Origin of the sequence: Larkinella bovis, assembly GCF_042655385.1 — a bacterium.
GTDB lineage: Bacteria > Bacteroidota > Bacteroidia > Cytophagales > Spirosomataceae > Larkinella > Larkinella bovis.
On the sequence record NZ_JBHSMA010000017.1, the window covers coordinates 58,036 to 74,698 of the forward strand.

The 16,663-nt window shown below is 55.7% G+C and carries 14 protein-coding genes; 4 read left to right on the forward strand and 10 right to left on the reverse strand.

Annotated elements, in window-relative coordinates; all coding sequences use genetic code 11:
• Positions 1-41: 41 nt before the first annotated feature.
• Positions 42-4,961: a glycoside hydrolase family 44 protein gene (locus tag ACFPMF_RS26715; RefSeq protein WP_379850979.1), complete on the reverse strand. Its 4,920-nt coding sequence runs from the start codon at positions 4,959-4,961 to the stop codon at positions 42-44.
• A 293-nt stretch (positions 4,962-5,254) separates the two neighbouring features.
• Here ACFPMF_RS26715 and ACFPMF_RS26720 point away from each other — a divergent pair, with 293 nt between their 5' ends.
• On the forward strand, positions 5,255-6,286 hold the full coding sequence (locus ACFPMF_RS26720; RefSeq protein ID WP_379850981.1) for a DUF3500 domain-containing protein: 1,032 nt from the start codon (positions 5,255-5,257) through the stop codon (positions 6,284-6,286).
• Positions 6,287-6,299: 13 nt separating this feature from the next.
• On the opposite strand, the gene ACFPMF_RS26725 is transcribed toward ACFPMF_RS26720, so the two are convergent.
• Positions 6,300-7,679: an FAD-binding oxidoreductase gene (locus tag ACFPMF_RS26725; RefSeq protein WP_379850982.1), complete on the reverse strand. Its 1,380-nt coding sequence runs from the start codon at positions 7,677-7,679 to the stop codon at positions 6,300-6,302.
• A 5-nt stretch (positions 7,680-7,684) separates the two neighbouring features.
• The gene (gene arfB / locus ACFPMF_RS26730; RefSeq protein ID WP_379850984.1) at positions 7,685-8,089 is read right to left on the reverse strand and encodes an alternative ribosome rescue aminoacyl-tRNA hydrolase ArfB; all 405 of its coding nucleotides are present in this window, start codon (positions 8,087-8,089) and stop codon (positions 7,685-7,687) included.
• Positions 8,090-8,260: 171 nt separating this feature from the next.
• On the opposite strand from arfB, the gene ACFPMF_RS26735 reads away from it, so the two are divergent.
• The 3 genes from ACFPMF_RS26735 to ACFPMF_RS26745 all read left to right on the forward strand — a co-directional run bounded on the left by ACFPMF_RS26735 (position 8,261) and on the right by ACFPMF_RS26745 (position 9,623).
• Positions 8,261-8,752: a hypothetical protein gene (locus ACFPMF_RS26735; RefSeq protein ID WP_379850986.1), complete on the forward strand. Its 492-nt coding sequence runs from the start codon at positions 8,261-8,263 to the stop codon at positions 8,750-8,752.
• A 103-nt stretch (positions 8,753-8,855) separates the two neighbouring features.
• A complete protein-coding gene (locus ACFPMF_RS26740; protein ID WP_379850988.1) occupies positions 8,856-9,194 on the forward strand; it encodes a hypothetical protein in 339 nt (112 codons plus the stop codon).
• A gap of 84 nt (positions 9,195-9,278) precedes the next feature.
• Positions 9,279-9,623 (forward strand): hypothetical protein, encoded by a 345-nt coding sequence (locus tag ACFPMF_RS26745; RefSeq protein ID WP_379850990.1) that lies wholly within the window; start codon positions 9,279-9,281, stop codon positions 9,621-9,623.
• Positions 9,624-9,631: 8 nt separating this feature from the next.
• On the opposite strand, the gene ACFPMF_RS26750 is transcribed toward ACFPMF_RS26745, so the two are convergent.
• The 7 genes from ACFPMF_RS26750 to ACFPMF_RS26780 form a co-directional block, all read right to left on the reverse strand.
• On the reverse strand, positions 9,632-10,576 hold the full coding sequence (locus ACFPMF_RS26750) for a bifunctional helix-turn-helix transcriptional regulator/GNAT family N-acetyltransferase (RefSeq protein ID WP_379850992.1): 945 nt from the start codon (positions 10,574-10,576) through the stop codon (positions 9,632-9,634).
• A gap of 180 nt (positions 10,577-10,756) precedes the next feature.
• Positions 10,757-11,944 carry an FG-GAP repeat domain-containing protein gene (locus tag ACFPMF_RS26755; protein WP_379850994.1) on the reverse strand — a complete coding sequence of 396 codons (1,188 nt, stop codon included), beginning with the start codon at positions 11,942-11,944 and terminating at the stop codon, positions 10,757-10,759.
• A gap of 56 nt (positions 11,945-12,000) precedes the next feature.
• Complete coding sequence (locus ACFPMF_RS26760) at positions 12,001-12,876, reverse strand: MBL fold metallo-hydrolase (RefSeq protein WP_379850996.1); 876 nt, start codon at positions 12,874-12,876, stop codon at positions 12,001-12,003.
• Positions 12,877-12,888: 12 nt separating this feature from the next.
• Positions 12,889-13,914 carry a methionine synthase gene (locus ACFPMF_RS26765; protein ID WP_379850998.1) on the reverse strand — a complete coding sequence of 342 codons (1,026 nt, stop codon included), beginning with the start codon at positions 13,912-13,914 and terminating at the stop codon, positions 12,889-12,891.
• 70 nt (positions 13,915-13,984) lie between these two features.
• Positions 13,985-14,785 carry a sugar isomerase domain-containing protein gene (locus tag ACFPMF_RS26770; protein ID WP_379851040.1) on the reverse strand — a complete coding sequence of 267 codons (801 nt, stop codon included), beginning with the start codon at positions 14,783-14,785 and terminating at the stop codon, positions 13,985-13,987.
• 20 nt (positions 14,786-14,805) lie between these two features.
• Positions 14,806-15,690, reverse strand: coding sequence for an ROK family protein (locus ACFPMF_RS26775; protein WP_379851000.1), 885 nt, complete (start codon positions 15,688-15,690; stop codon positions 14,806-14,808).
• 133 nt (positions 15,691-15,823) lie between these two features.
• Complete coding sequence (locus ACFPMF_RS26780) at positions 15,824-16,615, reverse strand: SDR family NAD(P)-dependent oxidoreductase (RefSeq protein WP_379851002.1); 792 nt, start codon at positions 16,613-16,615, stop codon at positions 15,824-15,826.
• Positions 16,616-16,663: the final 48 nt, after the last annotated feature.

Below are 16,663 nucleotides of genomic sequence, written 5' to 3' on the forward strand. Positions count from 1 at the left end.
TTGGGCGGCCTTGTGAACGTATACACGCGCAATGTACTTATTTATTGAACGATCAAATGCTTCGTTACCACCTTATTCCCTTCCAGAATAACCAGATAAGTGCCAGACCGCAGCCCTTTAACCGGCACCGTTAGCTCCGTTGCCTCGTCGGCTACTTCGGCGGAATACACGACCGCGCCCAGATGGTCTTTCAGAAGAATTTTCTGAACGTGCGCATCCACCGCATTGTAGCGAATCAGCACCTTGTCCTGGCCCACCGCCGGGTTCGGGTAAATCGTAATCTGCTCACCCCCGTCGTTCAGCGTCGTCGAGTAGGTTGTTTGACACTGGCTGACCAGATCCGTTACCACCACCGAATAGGTGCCTGCCGGAACTTCCCAGAGATTCAGGGTCGTCGCACCATTGGACCAGCCGTACGAATAGATTCCGCTGCCGCCCGTCACGGTCAGGTTAATGTAGCCTTTGCCGTTCGTATAGCTCACCTCGGCGGATATTTCCGGGGCTGAACCGGAGCCTTCCAGCACGACTTCTTTTTCAACCCGGAAACCGCCCTCACCTTCTACCCGAATGCGGTAGACACCGGGCATCAGGCCGCTAAACTCACCGTTGCTGATCCCCGCCGGGTTGGGCTGATCATTGAGGTAAAACGTGTTGTTACCACCCGACCCTTTCACGTCGGTTACCCGAATCCGGCCGTTGGGCGCACAAGCCGGGTTTTCAGTGCTGAGCTGCAGATCAGGGATGACAATCGTATACGAAGCCGTAGTACTGCAACCCGTGGCGGCATCGGTTACTGCCACCTGATACGTTCCGTCGTAGACCTCCCAGAGGTTCTGCGTTTCCGAACCTTCCGACCAGCGGTAGATGTAGATGCCACTGCCGCCCGAAACCGTTAAATTGATGTATCCCTTTCCGTTTTCCACGGTTACGTCGGCGTTGACAACCGGTTTTTCGCCGGTTTCCTGCACCATTACGGTTTTTGAAAACCGGAAACCGCCCTCGCCCGTAATCAGAATTTCATAGTCGCCGGCGGCCAGGTTACTGAACACCGGATTATTTCCACCGGCCGGATTCGGTTTTCCGTCGATATAAAACGTGTTGTTCCCACCGGAACCCGTAATATTCTGTACGGCAATGCGGCCCGTTGGCTGGCAATTAGCATCCGTGACGATGAACTCCGCCCCCGCCGTTCCGCCCGTGGCCGTAATGGAGGCTTCGATAGTATAGCCAGTCTCTTCGTCCGTCACCTGCACCGTGTAATGGCCAGGCGTCACCTGGGCCAGATCTTCCGTCGTACTGCCGTTCGACCAACGGTAGCTATAGGAGCCGCTGCCGCCCGAAACCGTCAGATCGAGACTGGTATTGTGCTGAACAATGGTCGCCCGTAACGGGTTAGGCGTTCCGCTGATCGTGATGCTTTCGTAGTACAGAAAACCGTCCGGCCCTTCGATGCGCAGGTCGTATTTTCCGGAGGCCAGGTGGCTGAAAACCGCCACGTGTTCCCCCGCCGGATTTACGGCATTGTTCAGGTAGAAACTATACGCCGACAGGCTTTCGCTGCCGTTGATCGACACCACCCGAATCGTTCCCGTCGGACCGCAGGTGGCGTTTTGGGCCGTCAGTTTCACATCGGCCACGTTGTTCCCACCCGCTTCGATATCATCCACCCAGAAATCGTACGGTTTATCCAGCCCCGTCGCCAGAAAACCGATACGCGTCACCTGTTTGCTGTCGATCGGATCGCCCGCATACAGCGCACTCATCGGAATCCGGACCCGCTGATATTCGCCCGAAAAGGCCGTCAGGTAACCACCCCCGCGCACAAAAACCGGCGAGGTGCTGGCGGCATACCTGTCCTTCAAAAATACCTGCAAATCGAAGCGATCACTGGGGTCCTGCACTTTCACAAAGAACGTCAGGTAGCCTTTGGTGCTCAGGTCCTTGATGGTTTCGTCATTATTGTCTTCGTACCAGTCCCAGACGACGGCGGCAAACCCGTTGTCAGCCATATCGAAGTGCATTTTCATACTTTTGGGTGCCTGATGCCCGTTGGCATCGTCCACCACGCAGGTGGTAACATTATTCAGGGTCTCCGGTTTTCCCGTGTTCACCGCATCGCCATCCCAGAGCACAACCGTTCCCGCCGGTTCATTCACCGTGAAGGTAATAAAACCGTCGGTGGTGTTTCCGGCGGCATCCACCGCCCACAGGTTGAGTTTTTTCGCACCTTTTGCAATACCCTCCGGCACCGTCACCGTGACGCTATACCGCCCGTTCGCCAGCGTCATGGGTTGGTTGTTGGCCAGCCCCAGGGGCGACAGATCGATGGTAACAGTTTGCAAATTATGGTCCGCATCGTCCACTCGGGCCGAAAATGTGGCCGTTGTCTTGCCATCGGCGTAACCGGAAGACGGCGTCGCGCTGGTTTCCCCGATCACCGGTTTCTGAATCGGGTGTGCATACGGCAATACCCGCACATCGTCAATCCAGACATCGAACGGTTTCGTGGCCGTGTTGGACGTAAAATTCAACTGCCAGACCTGTTCCAGATTAATTTCCGAATCTTTCGTCAAAACCGACAGTGGAATATTGACCCGCGTGTAACCGTTGGTATTCAGCGAACTGAGGTAGCCACCCTGTTTCAATAACACCGTATTCGAAGTACCCAGATTCGCCGTCGCGTCGCGCAGGCTCATCTCCAAATCGGCATTGTCCGGGGCATTGGATTTCAGGTAAAATTCCAGCGAGCCGAAATCGCTGATGTTGCGGGCGTCGGCCGGATTGCCGTTGTCGGAAAGCCGCCAGGTGAGCGTGTTATAGCGGTTGGCGCTGTGCTGAAAATGCAGGAATAAACTGCCCGGCTGGTGCTGCCCCCCGGTTTCGATCCGCTCAATTTTGGCGTGAACCGCCTGCGGATCGGTCACTTCGTAGAACGATTCACCAACTCCCTGTTTGATCGCATCGCCATCCCAGAGCACGGTCGGTGCAGTTCGCTTGATGATCCGGTACGTAACCTCGGCTTCGGCCCGATGCTGGTCGGCATCCGTAGCGGTTATTTTAATCGTTTTCACCCCGGCCGCCGTGCCCGCCGGAACCGTAAACGACAGCCGATAGGTGCCGGCTTCCGTCGCGCTCTGCACCAGCGAAACCGCCTGACCACCGCCCACCGGGCTCAGGTCAGCGGTAAGGGTCGAAAGGTTATTGTCGCCATCGGTCGCTTTCACCGTCAGTTCAAACGTCGCCGTGCCGTCAGAATAACCGGCGGTCGAATTCAGGGAGGCTTCCGTGATCTCGGGATGAATGAAAATATTTTCTTCCGACAGCACAAAATGGCAGGCCGTCAGGGCCGGAATGACGTACTGGAACGTATTGTTGTCGATCACCCGGACGCTTTTCAGCTTCTTCAACACCGGGCTGGAATTGTCAAACGCCCACACTTCGGCACTTTTGTAGGCGCGGTTGCCGTCGACCTTGATTGTGGCCGTCACCGGACCATCCTGATTTTTATTGAGGGCAATCACGTGTACTTTCGAGTCATCTGTTCCGTTGATCGACGCAAAAATCGAAGTATTGTTCAGGTCGTTGGTAGTCGATTCAATCGAGGTGTCGCCAAAATGTCCGCCCTGCCCGTCGTAATTCCGGTACAGGTCAAAACCGGCTTTGATGTATTCGACCACGCCACCCCAGTAGGTCGCCAGGTAAACGCCCTGTTGCCCGAAAATCCCAAGTGCATCGGCCTGGGCAATACCGCCCGACGCGTGGCTGATGCCCATGTAGCTGTATTCCGTAATGGCGAGTTTGGTACCCGGATAATACTGCTGGATGTGCTGGTGCATTTTGGGCAGGAACGGCAAAAACAGTTGTCTTTTGACCGGATCGTCGCTCACGAACGTCCCTTCGGAATAGTTGGGGTCCCAGAGCGAGCGGGTCATGGCCATGCGGGCGGCATTGTTGGCATAATCCGTCCGGTTATCCGTGGGGCGAAGGCCATCGTTCCGTCGTTCGGGGTACCAGTGTACATCCAGTACATCGAGCAAACGCGTTCCGGTTTGCTGCTCTTTTTGCCGCATTTTCCCCAGGTACAAATCCAGAAAAATCGGGTAATTACCTTTTTCCTGCTCCCAGTCGGGCGCAAATTGCAGGTTTTCAAACTCCGAAATGCCGAACGAGGCCGGACCAAACACCTCGGCCATCGGGTCCATTTCCTTGATCCGCTGCGCGAGTTCGAACGACTGATCCATCAGGTACCGCACCGAAACGCCGGTGGTGCCCCACATCCGGCTGTGCGAATGGAACCACAACCCCGGCTCGTTGTCGAGCGCGTAGCCGCGAACCCCGCGGGCCGTATTGCTCTTGCCGAAATGGTGATGCAGGTAATTAATCTCTTCGTCCACGAACACATCACTGTCGCCCAGGTCCGGCTGAAGGCTGAACGGTCCCGGTTTGCGGTATTTCAGATTCGCCCACCGGTTCGAAGGCGCGGTCTCTTCGGGCGTAACGGCCCCGTTTTTGTCCCGGGCCACGTATTTGGCCATCGGAAGCGTCACCAGCGAATAGGCGTTTTGCGCCAGCGACCGGTTATGAAAGGACGAAAGGGCCGCCCCCGGCACGTCGTACTGGCTGTCGGGAACCTGCTGTTGCGCGGGCACGTAGTTGTCACTTTCGTAAAACCAGTCGAAACCCGCGTTCGATGCGTTGTTTTCCCAGTTGTAATTAGTAATCCGGTTGCCGCCCAGGCGCTTGGCCGTTGCATAGGGATACTGATCGTTGGTCCCGTAGATCAGTGGGCTGATGGGTTTACGCCCATTCCGGGTATTGATGCTGAACTTAACCAATACCTGACTGTAGGCATCGGTAAGGAGAAATAGCCAGACAAGGCTCCCCAGTACCCATTTCCGGGAGCGCGTAAAGGCCCGAAACAGGCCGGTTTCAAATGGATTGTTGTTTACAGGTTTTACCACGGTGGTAAGTGATTAGTAAAGTGTATTCATCCTCGTTGTCGGTTTTAGTTGCACACTATTTTTCTGGGTTGTTGGGCTAAACCGGCCATTCAATATTTATTTATCAGACAAAACAATTCTAATAAAATCATATTGATCAGTAGAAATGGGCAAAGTGGACTATCTATTATCTGAAGCGCGGCCTGAAGCCGGTGAATGACGGATTGGTCAGGCCGCCGTGTTTTGGAGCGGAGCATCGGCGACAATCTTTTGCGGAAAAAACCTTATCTTTCCTCCCCAACTCCTAAAACCCGATGAAAAAGTACCTCCTACTCCTGACGGGGCTGTTCCTGGCCTTTACGCCCCCCGCCCGCGAACCCATCAGCAAAGAAATGGCGGCTGCGGTAACGGCTTTCATCAAGACGTTCGATGAGGAGCAGCGCAAACTGGCCTTGTATCCGTTCAACGACAACGAGCGTTATGTGTGGTATTACACGCCGGTCCCGCGCAAGGGGCTATCGATGAAAAAGATGAACCCCGACCAGCAGAAAGCCGCCATGGCGCTGGTGAAACTGGCCATGAGTGAACAGGGCTATGAGAAAACAACGGCCATCATGGACATGGAAAACGTGCTGCGTGTGCAGGAAAACCGCCCGCCCAACGATACCCACCGCGATCCGATCAACTACTTTTTCACATTTTTTGGCGAACCGAACAGCAAAGAACCCTGGGGCTGGCGGCTCAACGGCCACCATTTGTTGTGGCAGTTTTCGTCGTTGACGGGTAAAGTTTCGGGCATGACGCCGACCTTCCTCGGCAGCAATCCGGACATTGTGCGGGTCGATGTGCCGCAGAAAGGCAAACAAATTCTGAAAAAAGAAGCCGAACTGGGCCTGGCGCTGGTGAACTCGCTCAACAGCGATCAATTGACGATGGCGCTCATCAGCGAGACGTCTCCGCAGGAAATCTTTACAACCAACGTGCGGAAAGCGTCGATTGAGAAAATGGAGGGCATTCCGTTCCCGAAACTGACGGAAAGCCAGCAGAAAACCTTCCTGGCGTTGCTCGACACCTACCTGAACAACTACCACGTGACGCTGAAAAACCAGCAGATGGACAAGCTGAAGAAAGTCGGTCTGGACAAGCTGGTGTTTGCCTGGGCGGGCGACCGGCAGCCCGGTTTTGGCCCCGGCAAAGGACAATACTACCGCATTCACGGCCCGACGCTCCTGATCGAATACGACAACGCCCAAAACCAGGCCAACCACACCCATACCGTGGTACGGGATTTAACCAGCGATTTTGGCGAAGATGTGCTGGCGGAACACTACAAGTCGCAGCACTGAGCAAAGGCGGTTTTTAAAGCGGCAACAGCTTCCCGGGATTCATCAGGTTGGTGGGGTCGAGGGCTTTTTTGATGGCCCACATCACCCCAACGGCCTCCTGGTGTTCGGCCGCCATGTAGGCCAGCTTCCCGACGCCAATACCGTGCTCGCCCGAACAGGTCCCTTCGAGGGCCAGCGCCCGCTGCACCAGCCGTTCGTTCAGGGCTTTGGCCTTTTCGAACTGGCCCGGAATGGCGGGATTGACCGGAATCGACAGATGAAAATTGCCATCGCCGACGTGGCCGAGAATCGGCGCAAACAAGCCGTTTTTTTCAATATCGTGCTGCGTAGCCACAATGCACTGGGCCAGCCGGGAAATGGGCACACACACATCGGTCGACATCAGGCTGGCACCCGGCACCATCGCCAGCACGGCCGGAGCGGCATCGGTGCGGGCCTGCCAGAGCCGCAGCCGGGCTTCGGGTTCTTTTTCCCAGCTAAACTCGTTGCCGCCAACTTCGCGGGCATACGCCTGTACGCTCCGAATCTGTCCTTCAATCTCCACCGGAGAACCGTGAAATTCCAGAAATAAGGTCGGTTTTTCGGGATAAGCAAGCTGTGCGTATTGGTTGACAGCCCGCATCAGCAGCGCATCCAGCAATTCGATTTTGGCGATGGGAACCCCGTTTTGAATCGTTTTGATGGCGGTATTGACCGCGGCTTCGACGCTCGGAAACGCGCAAACTGCCGCATAAATGGCTTCGGGGTACGGGTGCAGTTTCAGCGTCAGATCGGCCAGTACGCCGAGCGTACCTTCCGATCCGACAAACAGGCGGGTGAGGTCGTACCCCGTCGAGGATTTCCGGGCTTTACTGCCGGTTTTGATACACTGGCCGTTGGGTAAAACCACCGTCAGCGACAAGACATTGTCCTTCATCGTGCCGTAGCGAACGGCGTTGGTGCCGGATGCCCGGGTGCTGGCCATGCCGCCCAGAGTCGCGTTGACGCCCGGCCCAATCGGAAAGAAAAAACCGCTTCCGTCCAGAAACGCATCCAGCTGGTTGCGCGTCACCCCGGCTTCCACCCGCAGGCACATGTTGGCAAAATCGACTTCCAGAATCCGGTTCATCCGGCTCATATCCAGACAAACCCCACCCTGTAACGCCAGTACATGGCCTTCCAGCGAGGTTCCGGCTCCGAACGGAACAACCGGAAGCTGGTAGCGGCTGCAAATGCTGACAATCCCGGCGATTTCCTCCGCGGACTGCGGAAAAGCCACCCAGTCGGGCGGCATGCAGGTATGGTAACTATAACCGGTACCGTGTGCCTGCCGAACGTCGGCCCTATCCGTGACCCGGTCACCCAGCAAAGCCCTGAGTTCTGAGGCAGCCTGTTGTTTCTGTTGCACGTCCATCGCCATCAATCAACGTCAACTTTCCTGCGTCCGGCTTTGACCGAGCCCCGGCGCTGCTTTTCAACTTTTCGCTCCTCCTGTGAGGCTTTGGTCGGGCGGGTGGCCTTGCGCGGTTTGATCTTCTCGAACGCTTTACGAATCAGTTGAACGAATTTCTCCGTTACCTTATCGCGGTTGCCCAACTGCGTCCGTTCGGTCTGGTGATAGAGCACCAGGACGCCTTCGGACGTGATTCTATTGGCCAGTTTTTCGCGTAAAACCGCTTTCTGTTCCGCCGTCAAAACCGCCGAGTTCGGGATGTCGAAATAAAGTTCGGCCTTCGTTGCCACTTTGTTGACGTTCTGGCCGCCCTTGCCACCGCTGCGGGCAAACTGAAACTGGAGTTCGGGGTAAAGCTGTGTGGGGTCCATATCCTATTAAAACTTAGCAAAGGTACAAACAATCCGGTGGACCAGCGGTTCACTTTTATACCTGGAGATAAATCGGATCAGGTTATGGCCCACTGGAGAAAAATCGATACGCTGTTCGTCGATACCAATACCGCCCTCTAATAGGTTCCGAAACTCATAATCAACCCATTTATGGCAAATCAACAAGCGCTCAACCTCATCAGCTCGACGATGGATGCTTTCAACGGTGATACCACGTCGATTTCGGCCACCGATGGCATTTCCCTGATCGACCACTGGCTGACGGCGCTCCGCAACGGTGGTGCGGCTGACAACACCCATTCCATTGCCAACACGCTCAGCGCGTTAAAAACGCAATTGCAGGAAGGTAATACCGACACGGGCCAGATCAAAGTACTGCTGAATGAACTGGCGGACCAGGCTGCGCAGGTCGAAAAATCCGCCGATGACGATAAAATCAGGCAGCAACTGAACAAATTGGGGCAGACCCTCCGGGATTTCAGCCGGGTGATTAGCGGGGAAGCGGGCCATATCGCCGACAAACACGGACGGGCCCAGATCTTTACCCAAACCGGAACGGGCAGTGCCGCCGGCAATCCCGGTTTCAATCCGGCCGTTCCCCAAACCAGCGAATCGGGCGACCAAACTGGAAACACTCACTGAACCGCTAACCTTTTATCGGCCAATCGTCATCTGCGAAAGGCTGATAATCAGTTAGCCTAAAACCGGGTCAGCCAACGGGGGTTGCCCACTAACGCGCAGGATTATGCCTTCAAATGCCTTAACACAACACACGATCGACGCGACACTCCACATGCTCAAAAGCGGCAACGAGAGCGTGGCTTCGCCCAACGAGGGCGCTTCGGTGATTGATAACTGGATTAAAGTGCTGCAGGACAGCAAACCGGGCAGCAACGTCCTGGATCAATTGATGCAATTGCGCTCGCTCCTTCAGATGCCGGATCCGGATACCGATCAGGTGAAGCAATTACTGGATAATCTGGCCGACCATACCACGCAAATGGCCCAGTCAAGCGAGGGTCCCTGGATCAACGAACTGGAACAAATTGTGGTGGCCTTACGGAATTTTAGTAACCAGCTCTAGGAGTTTTCCGATTTTCGGTAAATTCGGCTGTTTAACCGTCAACGCTGTGTCGGTCCGGACCGACACAGCGTATTTTCTCATACTATGGCTACCCTTGCAAAAACGACTGACCTGCTGGACGAAACGATTGAAACCCTGGGCAAAGAACAGCTTGCCCAGGACAATGAGGACGGCTTGAGTCTGCTTCAGAAATGGATGGAAATGCTGAAGCAGAGCGAAAATACCCAAGCACTGGCTGAAAAACTGACCCGGCTCTACGAAGCAACCACCCAGGAATCACCCGATGGAGACACGATTCGGAATCTGCTGAACGAAATCGCCGATGCGACCGAGGAGTTCAGCGGGGAGGTCGGCCCCGAGGGCGAAATCCCCGCACAACTGGAAGGCCTTACGGCAGCGTTACGAAACCTAACCATCCAGTTGTCGTAAAACCGGTTTTACAGGTCGATCTGCATTTTGATGTTCGATCGCTGGTAGGGCGAGGGCGTGGACTCGACTTTATAAAAACCGGCTTTTTTGTACAGTTCCAGCGCCGGAGTCAGTTTAGTATTGGATTCCAGATACACCTGTCGGGCTCCCAGCTGGCGCGCTACGTCTACGGCGTGCATGCACAGTTTTTTGCCAATCTGTTTGCCCTGCGCTTCGGGGGCCACGGCCATTTTCGCCAATTCAAAAACCCGGTCGCTTTGCTTCAGCAGCGCGCAGGTGCCCAGAATTTCGCCCCGATACCGCGCAAAAAAAACGCGTCCCCCCCGGGCAATAATATACCCTTCAGGATCGCCCAACACCTGAATGTCGGGTTCTTCCACCGTAAAATACGTCTCAATCCAGGCCAGATTCAGCTGTTTGAATGACGCCCGGTAGGCCGGATCAAAATCCAGAATTTCGACTTCGTCCCGTTGTTTCATCTTAAAATAGGTTTTAAAACGACTCAGATAGGGTTCCTCCGCCAGGGTTTCCTCCATCTCCTCCATCGCAAAAATGAGGTTGTGGCGCTGTTTGGAAATGAGCTGGGTATTTAACTCGTTAATGGCCTGCCAGATTTTTTCCAGTTCGGGCAGCAGGGCCTTCCCTTTTTCGCTCAGCGACAACAGCCGTTTCCGGTTGTCTTTCCCCGATTTGGCCGACGCAACCAGTCCAGCCTGCTCCAGTTCCCGCGCCAGCTGAATGATCGCCGGATGTGAAAAACCGAGTTTGTCGGCAATCTCGGTGACACTCAAGGGCGACTCCCGCGACAAAAGGTAAAACAACGTGAACCATTTCGGGTCAAAATCAATGCCGAACGACTGATACACATCAGCCGCCTGTCGGGAGATCAGGTCACTCAGCCGGCGAAGACGACTCACAAACGCCAGCGGACCCAGTTGGGCTATCAAATCCATCCTGAACGCATTTACGTTTTAAATTACGTAATCAATTACGTAAATGTAAATAGCGGTTTACGATCTGTCAATGCCTGCCTTAAAATTCGGGAGAAACTGATGGCGAAACCGACTCACCGATTGAGCGGATGAACATCCGGTTTTACGCCTTAGCCTCCACGCAATCCGGTTTTCCGTTTTCTATTTCAACTGATTCCAGTAGATCAGCAGATTCAGGGTCGCCCGTCCGGAGGCAATCAGATCCAGGTCGCCATCGCCATCGAGATCAGCGGCTTGCAGGTCTTCGGTCGCCATCATGACACTATCATCCAGGCTGTGCTCCTGCCAGGTTTGCAGGGTTTTATCGGGCACAAAAAGCCGTACGCCTACTTTCTTCTCCGCGTTGGGGTTCCGCCAGCCCACGGCAATCTGATCAACGCCGAGTTTCAGGAAATCCCCGACGGCCAGCGCATGGCCCTGATTCATTTGCGCCGTCAACGTTTGCTGAACCTCATAGGTCAGTTTGTCCGGGGCGCTGGCCGTCGAGCCATTTTTATAGACGACCAGTTTATTCCCGTGCATGGGTTCCACTGCCGCAACGAACGGCGTTTTATTCGTCTGAAAACCGCGCCGGACTTCGCCCATTCCATTTCCGGCCCCGATCCACCGCTCCACAGGCGTCCATTTTCCACCCCGGAAAGCAACGGTTTTTCCCCCTTCCTTGCTGCCGATCAGCAGCCGGGTTTCGGGGCCATCTTCCCAGATTTCGAAATTATGCGTCAGGTGCATGGTTGAATCGACCAATTGCATCCGCCACGGATCGCGTGGGTTCTGCGGTTTTTCGTAGCCCAGAATCTTCACCCCGCGCCCTTCGCCGTTTTTATTGCCCAGGCCGTGCAGCGGCACTACAATCAACTGATACCGGTTCGGAGCGACGCGCGCCCAGCGCATCCGGTGCGTCGTAATTTCGTGGTGCAGCCGGACCGCTTCCCAGTTTTTGGTGGGATCCGTGGGTCGAATGAGGTAAAAAACCGCCCCGGATTTGGTCGTATCGTTGGTTTCGGACGGGTTCCAGCCCGCGCCAACGGCCACTTCCACCTTGCCATCGCCGTCGAGATCGCGGGCGGCAAGGCAGACATTGTCCTGCGGAGTCAGATTCTGCGCCATCACATACCGCTTCCAGGTATCACCCGGTTTTCCCGGATTGCGGTACCAGACAATTTCTTTCTGGTCAGCCAGCAAAATATCCGGTTTTCGGTCGCCATCCACATCACCAATGGCTACCCCATAACCAATATCAATCTGGTTATCAACAACCTGAAGCTTGAAAGTAGGCTTTTGGGCAAACAATGGCCCGGCAAGCAGCAGCAAAGCAAGGAGTTTTTTCATGGGAAGAAAGGCAGGGGTCGAAAGTAGAGCTTTCCCCAATATTCGGAATTCGTGGCTCAATAATCAACTGTTCCTTTCGAATCCTTTTTCCCGCTCCAGCGCTCGCCCAACCGCAAAACCCGGTAAGGCGTCCGGTACCGCTCCGCTGCGCGAATAAAAAGGGCCGGATCTTCCGTATTGAATTCGAACAGGTGATAATGATGCGGAATTACCAGACGAGCCCCCATTTCCTTCCCCAGCCGGGCGGCTTCTTCGGCACTAAGATTTCCGGCCACGCGTCGTTCGGGTTTGTTGCCGTTGATGGGCAGAAAGGCGACGTCGATTCGGTACGGTCTCAGCAAATCGACCATGCCTTCGTACCAGAGAGTATCCCCGCTATGATACACCATCCACGGCCCGAGTTGTACCACAAAGCCCATGAATTTACACAGATTCTCTTCATCCCGCTCCACCTCGTTATGAGCCGCCGGAACGCCGTGGAACGTAAAACCGCCCACTTCCGTAATTTCTCCGTCGTTCGAACCAATCGGAAAATCGGGATCGCATTTTAACCGGTCGGCGACAAACGCCCGGTTGGCTTCCGGAATGACGAACTGAACATCCGAATTGGAACCGAACAATGGCAGCAGGGTTTCCGCATCCAGATGGTCAGTATGGTTATGGCTGGACGTCACCACATCAATCCCCGTCAACTGCCCCGGAGCAATCACCAGCTCCGACATCCGGACGTGTGGCTTATCGGTTTTGGCGTATTTAACCGACAACGAATCCGATAAATAGGGATCAAACAGCAGACGCCGGCCCTGCCACTGGAGCAGAAAACCGCTCTGGCCCAGCCACCAGATATGCAGCTCATCGGGACGCGACCGGGCAGCCTCCAGATCCGCTAAAAACACCTGATCTTTTTGAAAAGCCGGAATCAAATTCGTCATCGTACAGCCCATTTAATTGCCCCGCACCTGTTTTGCACCGGCTACCATGTTGATCAGTTTCTGCCGCGCGGCCCAGCGAGCGGTCTGGCTCAGGCCACAGTCGGGCGCAACGGCCAGTTTTTCGGCCGGAATGTATTTCAGGCAGGTTTCGATGCGCTCCACGACATCCCTGACGGTTTCGATGTAGTAATTTTTCACGTCGATAATGCCCACGGCTACGTCCATCTTCTGCGCAAATTCCGCGATCAGTTCGATTTCGTCGAACTCCCGGTTTGCCATTTCAACGTGGACTTCATCGACGGACAGATCCAGAAAATCGGGCAACATCGGGTGAATTTTCCGGTAACCGACCGGCCGGCCTTTGAAATTCCCGAAACAGAGGTGCGTCGAAAGGCGGCATTTGCCCACCACCGGGGCCACCGTCCGGTTAAAAATATCGACAAACCGCTTCGTGTCTTCTTTGTAGGCATAGCACGACATGGACGGCTCATCGACGGTAATCTCCTTACAACCAGCCGCCACCAGATCTTCCAGCTCCTTCCGGACGATCGGCAGCAAGGCTTCCGTAATGGCATACCGGTCTTTGTACCGGTCGTTTGGCAACATCCGGCCACTGAGCGTGTACGGCCCGGGAATCGAGGCCTTTAGGGTGGGGCCTGCCGGTGCCAGTTTTTTCAGACGCTGGTATTCGCGGACGGCCCCCAAACCGTTCGGCGCGGTCAGTTCGTCAACGATGGAATGCTTGCCGCGCTGGTCGTGGGCGGGTGGCCCAAACTTGCGGGTCTCGGCATGGTTAGGTTGCAGACCTTTGAGGTAGCCGTAGAACGACAGATTGAAGTCCAGCCGGGTTTGCTCGCCATCGCTGATTACGTCCAGCCCGGCGGTGGTCTGGTCATGAACAGCCGCCACCACGGCGTCTTCGATCATTTCTTCGATGTCGGCCGCCCCGAACTGATCCAGGTTTTGGGACGCAAATTCGAGCCAGCCGGGAAACGGATAACTTCCGATTACGGTGGTGCGGATGGGTTTGGGTTGCATGAGTAGAGCTTTTGGAAGTATTAATAACTAAATAAAATGGTGAAAATAAGCCGCCAGGCTCAACACAGGGCTAAACGGAGCCGCCTGCCGGTCTGTGGGGATGACCCACTTCGGCGTACAGCTTCGCCAGCCGGTGAGCATGCTCGTCGTAGGCAGCTTCGAACAATTCCGTTGCCCGCTGCGGGCCAGCCACCACCCCGGCCGTCAGCACCTTCGGCGGATGACCGGCCTCGGTCAGCAAACAGGCCAGTTGGGCTTTGATGCTGTTGATAATCAGCGCCCCGCCCACCGTACTCCCCGGTGCAACCGGTGTATCCAGGCCGGGAACGCTGACCATGGCATCGCCGACGGGCGCGCCGGTGTCCAGTACCAGATCGGCAAAGTCGCTCAGTTTCCGACCATCTTTGCGTTTGCTGGTGCTTTTATCCGAATGGTCTTTTGTAATCAGGGCCACCACCTTCACCCCCCGTTTCTGAAATTCTTCCGCCATTTCGATGGGCACGACATTGCAGCCGCTCGACGAAATGACCAGGGCCGAATCCTGCTCCGAGAGGTCGTAATTCCGGAGAATCCGTTCGGCCAGACCGGACACATTTTCCAGAAACATGGCCTGCCGTTGTCCGTTGGCGCCCACAACCAGGTTGTGAAACGTCAGCGAGAGTTCAACAATCGGGTTAAAACCGGGAAAGGAACCGTAGCGCGGCCACATTTCTTCGACCATAATCCGGCTGTGTCCCGACCCGAACACGTGGACCATCCGGCCCGCCAGAATCGTTTCTGCAAACCACTGGGCCGCCTGTTGTAATTGAGAAGTCTGTTGTTCAACCGTGTCGACCAGTTGCCGACATTTTTCCAGGTACGTCTGTATCATCATAGGGTAATTTTCTCGCGCTATCCCTGACTGGCAAAACCGGCCGCCCCAATGGCCCCGGCCCAGTCTTCAAAATGAGCTTTACAAATTGTCGTTTTTTTACCGGCGGGTCGCCATTCAAAGACCTCTAAAAAGGTATTCAACGGCTCAAACAAAGCCTCCCCCGCCTGCACAATCCCCCCGCCCAGAACAATCAACTCGGGCGAAAATGCATTGGCAAACCCCGCCAGCGTGACGGCCAGCTGACGAACCGACTGCAGCCACACCAGCGTGGCCAGTGGTTCTTGCTGCCGATACGCGTCAACGAGTTCGTACGTACTGGCATACCGTCCGTACGACCGCCGGGAAACCGTTGCGTTGCCAATTGCATCTTCCAGATTGGCGGGCATATTCGTAATACCCAGCTGGCTGCTGTCGGCCTGGACCGAAACGTGCCCCAGATGACCTGCCATCTGGTAATAACCCTGGTACAGGTTGCCATCAATCAGTAAGCCTCCCCCCACCCCCGTACCGAGGGTCAGGAGCAGGGCATTCCGGCGATTCCGGGCCGCCCCGTAGCGGGCTTCGGCCATCAGGGCCGCATGGGCGTCGTTCAGAACCCGCACCGGCGTTCCCAGGAAGTCCGTCCAGACCAACCCTTCCAGCCCCGGAAGTCGGCCCGGCATGCAGACAATGGCGTCGTTGGCGGGCGTTGGCAAACCGGGAGCCGAGAGTCCGACCCCGACGACCGGCCCCTGGGCAACGGCTTTGACCTGCCGAAACGCATCAACAACGGCCTGTTTCCACTGCCCGTCCTGCCCGTCGTTTGTCGGACAGACAACCCGGTGTAAAACCGCCCCGGTTTCGACCTCAATCAAAACGCCTTTGATCCGGGTCCCGCCAATATCAATGCCAATTGCGTTCATGTTTTTCCGGTATACGGTTTTCCAGTATACGGTTTTACGGTTTTCGGTTTTACGGTATTCGGAAGCTCCGTACGATTGCTTTGTGGATGCGTCAGCCCGCCGAAAACCACAAACCGAAAACCGTAAACCAGTCTCAGTATTGCCCCTCGCTCACGTCCCAGCCCCCGTCGACGGCTAGTACCTGCCCCGTGGTAAACCGGGAATAATCGGACATAAAATAAACGGCCGCCCCATCCAGATCGGCGGGCTGGCCAATCCGACCGCCATCCAGCGGCTGCTTGGTTCCGATGAAATTCAGGATGGTTTCGTCATTGGCGGCCCGCTGCGCCATTGGCGTTTCGACCAGGGCCGGAGCCACCACGTTGACGCGAATATTGCTGGGGGCGTAATAAGCCGCAATTGATTTGGTAAAACCGATGATGGCCGCTTTGGTGGCCGCGTAAGCGTGGGTGGAAAAGTATTTCGGGGAAGGTGAAAAGCCCAGCACCGACCCCATATTCAGGATCGTGCCGCCCGTATTCTGCTCCCGAAACGCCTGCACGGCGGCCTGATTCGACAGCATCAGCGAGGTCAAATTCAGCTCCAGCGTTTTGTTCCAGCCTTCGAGCGTCAGCGCGTGTAAGGGTCCATCGCCGTACCGCCGACCACTCCCGCCGGCCACGTGGTAGAGTCCATCAAAACCGTCGAATTCGCCCTGGCAAAGCGCAATGGCCGAAACCGCCGTGGCCGGATCGGTCGCGTCGCCGTTCAGCGCCAGCCCAAAACCGCCCAATTGCGCTTCGGCGGCTCTACAACTTTCGGCGTTGCGGCCTACCACCACGACACGGGCACCCTGTCCGACAAATGCCTGGGCCGCCGATAGTCCCAGGCCCGTCGTACCACCGATCACGACAATTCGTTTATTGGCCAGCCAGAGTTGATCCATTCGCAACTAGTATAAAGTAAAACCCCGATGACGAAGGTATACATCCGA

Coding starts and splice junctions, on each gene's coding strand:
- ACFPMF_RS26720 (WP_379850981.1), top strand. CDS start 5,255: ATGAAAAAGTACCTCCTACTCCTGACGGGGCTGTTCCTGGCCTTTACG.
- ACFPMF_RS26725 (WP_379850982.1), bottom strand. CDS start 7,679: ATGGACGTGCAACAGAAACAACAGGCTGCCTCAGAACTCAGGGCTTTG.
- arfB (WP_379850984.1), bottom strand. CDS start 8,089: ATGGACCCCACACAGCTTTACCCCGAACTCCAGTTTCAGTTTGCCCGC.
- ACFPMF_RS26735 (WP_379850986.1), top strand. CDS start 8,261: ATGGCAAATCAACAAGCGCTCAACCTCATCAGCTCGACGATGGATGCT.
- ACFPMF_RS26740 (WP_379850988.1), top strand. CDS start 8,856: ATGCCTTCAAATGCCTTAACACAACACACGATCGACGCGACACTCCAC.
- ACFPMF_RS26745 (WP_379850990.1), top strand. CDS start 9,279: ATGGCTACCCTTGCAAAAACGACTGACCTGCTGGACGAAACGATTGAA.
- ACFPMF_RS26750 (WP_379850992.1), bottom strand. CDS start 10,576: ATGGATTTGATAGCCCAACTGGGTCCGCTGGCGTTTGTGAGTCGTCTT.
- ACFPMF_RS26755 (WP_379850994.1), bottom strand. CDS start 11,944: ATGAAAAAACTCCTTGCTTTGCTGCTGCTTGCCGGGCCATTGTTTGCC.
- ACFPMF_RS26760 (WP_379850996.1), bottom strand. CDS start 12,876: ATGACGAATTTGATTCCGGCTTTTCAAAAAGATCAGGTGTTTTTAGCG.
- ACFPMF_RS26765 (WP_379850998.1), bottom strand. CDS start 13,914: ATGCAACCCAAACCCATCCGCACCACCGTAATCGGAAGTTATCCGTTT.
- ACFPMF_RS26770 (WP_379851040.1), bottom strand. CDS start 14,785: ATGATACAGACGTACCTGGAAAAATGTCGGCAACTGGTCGACACGGTT.
- ACFPMF_RS26775 (WP_379851000.1), bottom strand. CDS start 15,690: ATGAACGCAATTGGCATTGATATTGGCGGGACCCGGATCAAAGGCGTT.
- ACFPMF_RS26780 (WP_379851002.1), bottom strand. CDS start 16,615: ATGGATCAACTCTGGCTGGCCAATAAACGAATTGTCGTGATCGGTGGT.